Source organism: Streptomyces sp. N35, from assembly GCF_016464295.1.
Lineage (GTDB): Bacteria > Actinomycetota > Actinomycetes > Streptomycetales > Streptomycetaceae > Streptomyces.
This window is the reverse complement of sequence record NZ_JAEIMH010000019.1, coordinates 105,197-111,360: the sequence shown is the minus strand read 5'-3', so window position 1 is coordinate 111,360 and position 6,164 is coordinate 105,197. Positions and strand designations below refer to the sequence as shown.

General features: G+C 70.8%; 5 protein-coding genes. 1 reads left to right on the top strand and 4 read right to left on the bottom strand.

What is annotated here, in order from left to right:
* Positions 1 to 117 precede the first annotated feature (117 nt).
* From JAO81_RS13470 to rsmI, 4 genes are all read right to left on the bottom strand, one after another.
* The gene (locus tag JAO81_RS13470) at positions 118 to 1,593 is read right to left on the bottom strand and encodes a ubiquitin-like domain-containing protein (RefSeq protein WP_307813342.1); all 1,476 of its coding nucleotides are present in this window, start codon (positions 1,591 to 1,593) and stop codon (positions 118 to 120) included.
* Positions 1,594 to 1,756: 163 nt separating this feature from the next.
* The gene (locus tag JAO81_RS13465) at positions 1,757 to 2,626 is read right to left on the bottom strand and encodes a TatD family hydrolase (protein ID WP_199548058.1); all 870 of its coding nucleotides are present in this window, start codon (positions 2,624 to 2,626) and stop codon (positions 1,757 to 1,759) included.
* A gap of 42 nt (positions 2,627 to 2,668) precedes the next feature.
* A complete protein-coding gene (locus JAO81_RS13460; protein ID WP_199548068.1) occupies positions 2,669 to 3,004 on the bottom strand; it encodes a hypothetical protein in 336 nt (111 codons plus the stop codon).
* Positions 3,005 to 3,327: 323 nt separating this feature from the next.
* Complete coding sequence (gene rsmI, locus JAO81_RS13455) at positions 3,328 to 4,212, bottom strand: 16S rRNA (cytidine(1402)-2'-O)-methyltransferase (RefSeq protein WP_199548057.1); 885 nt, start codon at positions 4,210 to 4,212, stop codon at positions 3,328 to 3,330.
* Positions 4,213 to 4,337: 125 nt separating this feature from the next.
* Here rsmI and JAO81_RS13450 point away from each other — a divergent pair, with 125 nt between their 5' ends.
* Positions 4,338 to 6,089, top strand: coding sequence for a dolichyl-phosphate-mannose--protein mannosyltransferase (locus tag JAO81_RS13450; RefSeq protein WP_199548056.1), 1,752 nt, complete (start codon positions 4,338 to 4,340; stop codon positions 6,087 to 6,089).
* The last annotated feature ends 75 nt before the right edge of the window (positions 6,090 to 6,164 follow it).

Below are 6,164 nucleotides of genomic sequence, written 5' to 3'. Positions count from 1 at the left end.
ATGAAGGGGCCCGGGGCGAAGCCCCGGTTTCGGGAAGGGGCGGGTAGGGGAAATCAGCCCGCCGCAGGCGCCACCCACCCCAGCCACGACGCACCCGCACCCACAAGCGGCCCCGACTCACCCATGCAACCGCCCCCCACAATGGGGCCAAGGACTCGCCCCCCGCTGGACATACAGCTTCTTCGCCCGATACGTCTGCTCCGAAGCCGGCGCATCCTGCGGCCGCCCACTGCCCCCGAGCCCCTGCCACGTCCGCGTATCGAACTGGTAGAGCCCCCCGTACGTCCCGGACGGATCCGTGATGTGCGGCCGCCCGCCCGACTCGCAGGCCGCCAGACCCGACCAGTTGAGCCCGTCCGCACCGCTCACCGAGGACGGCAGCTGCTTGGTGCCGACCTTGACGATCTGCGTCCGCGGCTCGCGTACGAGCTCCGTCTTGAGCCGCTTCGGCCTCTGCTTCACGCCGTTCACGGTCCGCAGGGCGTACGTGACCCGGCGGGCGCCCTGCCGCCCCGGCTGCACCACGACCTCCGTACCGGCGTACAGCGAGGCGTCCTGGGTGCGCTGGACGTCGAAGGCGATCGGCTCCTCGCGCACCTCCTTGCTCCCGGTGACCCGCATGACCGTGACGGTCTGCCCGTCGCGCGGGAAGCTGGCGGGCGGCACGGAGGTGGTGTCCTGGCCGCGCAGCGAGATCCCGGCCTGCTCGACGGCCTCGCGTACCGTCGCCGCGTTCGTACGGATGGTGCGCTCGCGGCCGTCGGCCATGATCGTGACGGTGCGCTCGGTGCGGATGTCGAGGTGCAGCCCTTCGCGGGCGATCCGCTTGGACCGCGAGGCCGACAGGTACGCACCCTCCGCCCGCACCCCGAGCTGGCGCAGGGCGCCGTCGACGGTGGGCGCGGTCGTCCATACCTTGCGGCGCTGGCCGTCAAGGGTGAGGTGCACGGGCCGCCCGTAACGGACCACGATCTCGTCGCCGCTGGCCAGTTCGGTGCCGGGGGCGGGTGCGACGACGTCGTGCGCGCCGACCTCGAGGCCCTCGTCGGCGACGAGTTCGGAGACATCGTCGGCGAAGGTGTGCAGCGTGCGCTCCTTGCCGTCGACGGAGAGCTTCACCGCCTTGTCCTCGGCGACGAAGGCCGAGGTGCCGCCCGCGAGGAACGCCACGACCAGGGCCTGCGGCACCAGGCGGCGCAGGCTCTCGGGCCGCTCGGAGGTCTTCTTGCGCCGCGCGGCCCGGCGCGCCTCGGCCCGTCCGCCGGGCCGGGGCCCGGCAGCAGCGACAGGGCCGGGCTCCATGGGAGCGACCGGCTCGAAGGGCTCCACGGGAGCGACCGGCTCGAAACGCTCGGCAGGCGCGGGCTGCGGCCCGGACGGGGGCGGCACGACGGGCCGCGCCTTGTCCTGCCTCAGCTCGGCTCGCGCCTCATAGGCGGGCCGGTAGGTGTCGTATCGGGCCTGAGCGCCGTACGGCTCCTGCCCGTACGCCTCCTGCCCGTACCGCTCCTCCCCGTACGGCTGCTGCCCGTACCGCTCCTCCCCGTACTGCTCGCTCACCCCATAGGGGTCGTACGAAGTCCCATGGCTCACGACGTCGCTCCAGGCTCCAGGGGTCCCGATCAAGGGCTCCGGATCAAGCAAGGGGTCCGGATCAAGCGGAGCGAACCTAGCGGAGCATCCGTCACTCTCCCAAGCAGCGCGACTACGCAGTGTCGCGGCGCTGCCCAGTGCTGAGGCGGCTGTGCGTTATCGGTCAGTAATCAAAAGCCCGGGCCGTATTCGCCGACACGGCCTCTGCCAGCGCGTCCTCGCTCACATCCGCCACAAGCGCCATCGCCCGCAACGTGACCGGAATGAGATAAGGAGCGTTAGGCCGTCCGCGGTAAGGCGCGGGGGTCAGGAAGGGCGCGTCGGTCTCCACGAGGACGAGTTCGAGCGGGGCCGCCACCAGGGCGTCCCGCAGATGCTGCGCGTTCTTGAAGGTCACGTTGCCGGCGAACGACATGAAGTAGCCGCTGCGCGCGCAGACTTGAGCCATCTCCGCGTCGCCGGAGTAGCAGTGGAAGACGGTCCGCTCGGGTGCGCCTTCCTCCTTGAGGATCCGCAGCACATCCGCGTGCGCCTCGCGATCGTGGATCACCAGCGCCTTGCCGTGCCGCTTGGCGATCTCGATGTGCGCCCGGAAGGACTTCTCCTGCGCGGCCTTCCCCTCGGGCCCTGTGCGGAAGTAGTCGAGCCCGGTTTCGCCGACGCCCTTGACCTGCGGCAGCGCGGCGAGCCGGTCGATCTCGGCGAGCGCCTCGTCGAGGCCCGCGTCGCCGAGCGGCTCGCGGGCGCCCTGCCGCGACCAGCCGTCGGGGTCTCCGTGCACGATCCGCGGCGCTTCGTTGGGGTGCAGCGCGACGGTCGCGTGGACGCTGTCGTGCGCCGCCGCCGTATCGGCCGCCCACCGCGAGCCCTTGAGGTCGCAGCCGACCTGCACCACGGTCGTCACGCCCACGGACGCGGCCTTCGCGAGCCCCTCCTCGACCGTGCCGTCCTGCATGTCGAGGTGCGTATGCGAGTCGGCGACCGGGATGCGCAGGGGCTCGGGCAGGGGCGGGGGTGCGTCCTTGGGGCTCATGCCCCGATCTTACGAAGCGCGCCCGCGCCCCCGAGCGGTCTGTTACTGCTGCCGGTTCTTGAACGGGTGGAGGAGATCGGACAGATGCCAGTGGTGTTCCGGCACCGGGCCCGCGGCCGCGACGTCCCCGCCCTCAGCGGTCTCGTGCTTCTTCGCACGGGGCTTGCGGTCCTTGTGACCGAGCAGGTCGAGAATGGAGGAGACCTGTCCGGCCTGCATGATGCGGACGACGTGCCCGCCGCAGTTGAGGCAGGTGGGCCGGGACAGCGGTGAGGGGACCCGCTGACCGCCGGCCTTGTAGAGCACGAATTCATTGCCCTTGCCGTCGACGAAATGCTCGATGTCGTACGACTGCTCCCAGCCGTGTCCGCAGCGCATACAGGCGAATGCGTACGACTCATGAACGGTGGTGATCGGATGGGTCGGCAGACTGGTCGGGTCGACAGGGCTCGTCACTGCGGCGGTGGTACGTGCTGCTGCGGCGTCGACGTCGGCGGCGCGGCCGGTGATCTCACTCATGCCAGCTCCTCTTGTCCCTCGGACAAGTACGTCCGGGGTCATCCACGTGCGAAGAAACCATTCGGGTTCCTTCACCCAGTGGACGCCTCGTCCGGCCGGAACGCATCAGGCCTGTCGACTATTGGAGCGTTCTTGGGCGCCTCATGTGGAAAGAGTCCGATGCCCGGCTTAGCCTTTGCTTTTCACGATAGTCCTTTGCCGTCCTTTGGCGACCGGCCCGCCGCATTCTTTGCCGCTACGACGGCATCGAAGACCTCCCGTTTGGGCAGCCCCGCTTCGGCCGCGACCGCCGCGATGGCCTCCTTGCGCCGCTCCCCCGCCTCCTCGCGCACCTGCACCCTGCGCACCAGCTCGTCCGCGTCCAGCTCGGCGACGGTCTCGGGGGCGCCCTCGACGACGACGGTGATCTCTCCGCGCACGCCTTCGGCGGCCCATTCCGCCAGCTCGCCGAGACCTCCGCGCTTGACCTCCTCGTACGTCTTGGTCAGCTCGCGGCACACGGCCGCGCGGCGCTCGGCGCCGAAGGCCTCGGCCATCGCGGCGAGGGTGTCGTCGAGGCGGTGCGGGGCCTCGAAGTAGACCAACGTGCGCCGCTCGCCGGCCACTTCGCGAAGCCGCGACATCCGCTCGCCCGCCTTGCGCGGCAGAAAACCCTCGAAGCAGAAGCGGTCGACGGGAAGCCCGGAGAGCGCGAGCGCGGTGAGCACCGCGGACGGACCGGGCACCGCGGTGACCTTGATGTCCTTCTCGACGGCGGCCGCGACCAGGCGGTAGCCGGGATCGGACACGGACGGCATGCCCGCGTCCGTCACCAGGAGCACCCGGGCGCCGTCGACCAGCGCCTCGACCAGCTCGGGCGTACGGGCGGTCTCATTGCCCTCGAAGTACGACACGACCCGCCCGGTGGTCTGCACCCCGAGCGCCTGGGTGAGCCGGCGAAGCCGGCGGGTGTCCTCGGCGGCGACGATGTCGGCCGTCTCCAGCTCGGCGGCGAGCCGGGGCGGTGCGTCGGCGGTGTCCCCGATGGGCGTGCCGGCCAGGACGAGGGTTCCTTGCTTTCCTGTCACTCCCCCATCCTCGCAGCACAGGGCTGCCGGACGTACGGGCGATCCGGCGCCCGGACCACCCCCATCCGCTTCCTCCGGCGGGCCGCACCTGGGAAGCGCACAGCCGCGTTCCCTACGATGGCGCGGTGACCTCTGCTCCGTCCCCTCAGCCGACGAGGGACTCCACCGCCCGGCCGGCCCCCGATCCGCAGCAGCCGCAGAGCTGGAGCGCCCGGCTGCGCAGATTCGGGTACACCGCGCGGCCGGGCCTGGACGTGGGGCAGCGCCTGGACCCGCCGTACGCCGAACCGGGCCCGCGCCTGTGGTCGGTGCTCAAGGTGCGCCCCGCATCCCGCCCCGGGCTCACCCGGGCGCTCGGCTGGGGCGGACCGCTGCTCGTCACGCTGTTCGCGGGCCTGCTGCGCTTCTGGCATCTGGGGCGGCCCAATGCGGTGATATTCGACGAGACGTATTACGCGAAGGACGCCTGGGCCCTGCTCAAGCGGGGTTACGAGGTCAACTGGCCCAAGGACTACAACAACACGGTCATCGAGCTCGGCTCGAAGGTGCCGGTCGGCCATGACCCGTCGTACGTCGTGCATCCGCCGATGGGCAAGTGGGTCATCGCGGCCGGTGAGTGGATCTTCGGTCTGACGCCCTTCGGCTGGCGCTTCATGGTGGCGCTGCTCGGCACGCTCTCGGTCCTGATGGTCTGCCGGATCGGGCGGCGGATGTTCCGCTCGACGTTCCTCGGCTGTCTGGCCGGTCTGCTGCTCGCGGTGGACGGGCTGCATCTGGTGATGAGCCGGACCGCGCTGCTCGACCTGCCGCTGATGTTCTTCGTCCTCGCGGCGTTCGGCGCGCTCGTGATCGACCGCGACAAGGCACGGGCCAGGCTGGCGGCGGCCCTTCCGACGGGAGAGGACGGTGTCGTACGGCCCGACGCGAAGATCGCGGAAACGCTCCGCCTCGGCTGGCGGCCCTGGCGGCTCGCGGCCGGCGTCTTCCTGGGCCTGGCCTTCGCGACCAAGTGGAACGGCGGTGTCTTCCTCGCCGCGTTCGGCCTGATGACGGTCCTGTGGGACGTGGGCGCGCGCCGGACCGCGGGGGCCCGGCGGCCGTATGTCTCGGTGCTCAAGCGGGATGTGCTGCCCGCGTTCGTCTCGACCGTCCCGGTCTTCTTCGTGACCTACCTCGCGACCTGGACCGGCTGGCTGCTGCACACCGACAAGGGCGACCGCGGCTATCTGCGCGAGTGGGGCGCCGAGCACCCCTCCAGCGGGTTCGGGAGCATCTTCCCGGACTGGTGGCGCAGCCTGTGGCACTACTCGCACCAGGTCTGGGACTTCCACGTGGGCCTGGTCTCGCCCCACGACTACGAGTCGAACCCCTGGAGCTGGCTGGTCCTCGGCCGCCCGGTCTCGTACTACTACGAGTCCCCGGCGCCGGGCTCCGCCGACTGCCCCGCGGACGTCCGCGAGAAGTGCGCCAGCGAGGTCCTGGCCCTGGGCACCCCGCTCCTGTGGTGGGCGGCGTGCTTCGCGATCCTGTACGTGCTGTGGCGCTGGTTCTTCCGCCGCGACTGGCGGGCGGGCGCGATCGCCTGCGCGTTCCTCGCGGGCTTCGCGCCGTGGCTGCGGTACCAGGAGCGGACGATCTTCCTCTTCTACGCGGTCGTCTTCATCCCGTATCTGTGCCTGGCCCTGTCGATGATGATCGGCTCGCTGATCGGGCCCCCGGGGTCGAACGAGCGGCGCAGGGTGGTGGGCGTGGTGGGTGCGGGCGTGCTCGTCCTGCTCATCGTCTGGAACTTCATTTACTTCTGGCCCATCTACACCGGTCACACGATTCCGGTGGATTCCTGGCGGGCGCGGATGTGGTTCGACACCTGGGTGTAGCTGGGAGTTGAGAAGGGGGGCGCCCGGGGGGCCGCCCTTCCTTCCTCCGGCCCCCGGAAGGGGGGGCGGGGCCCA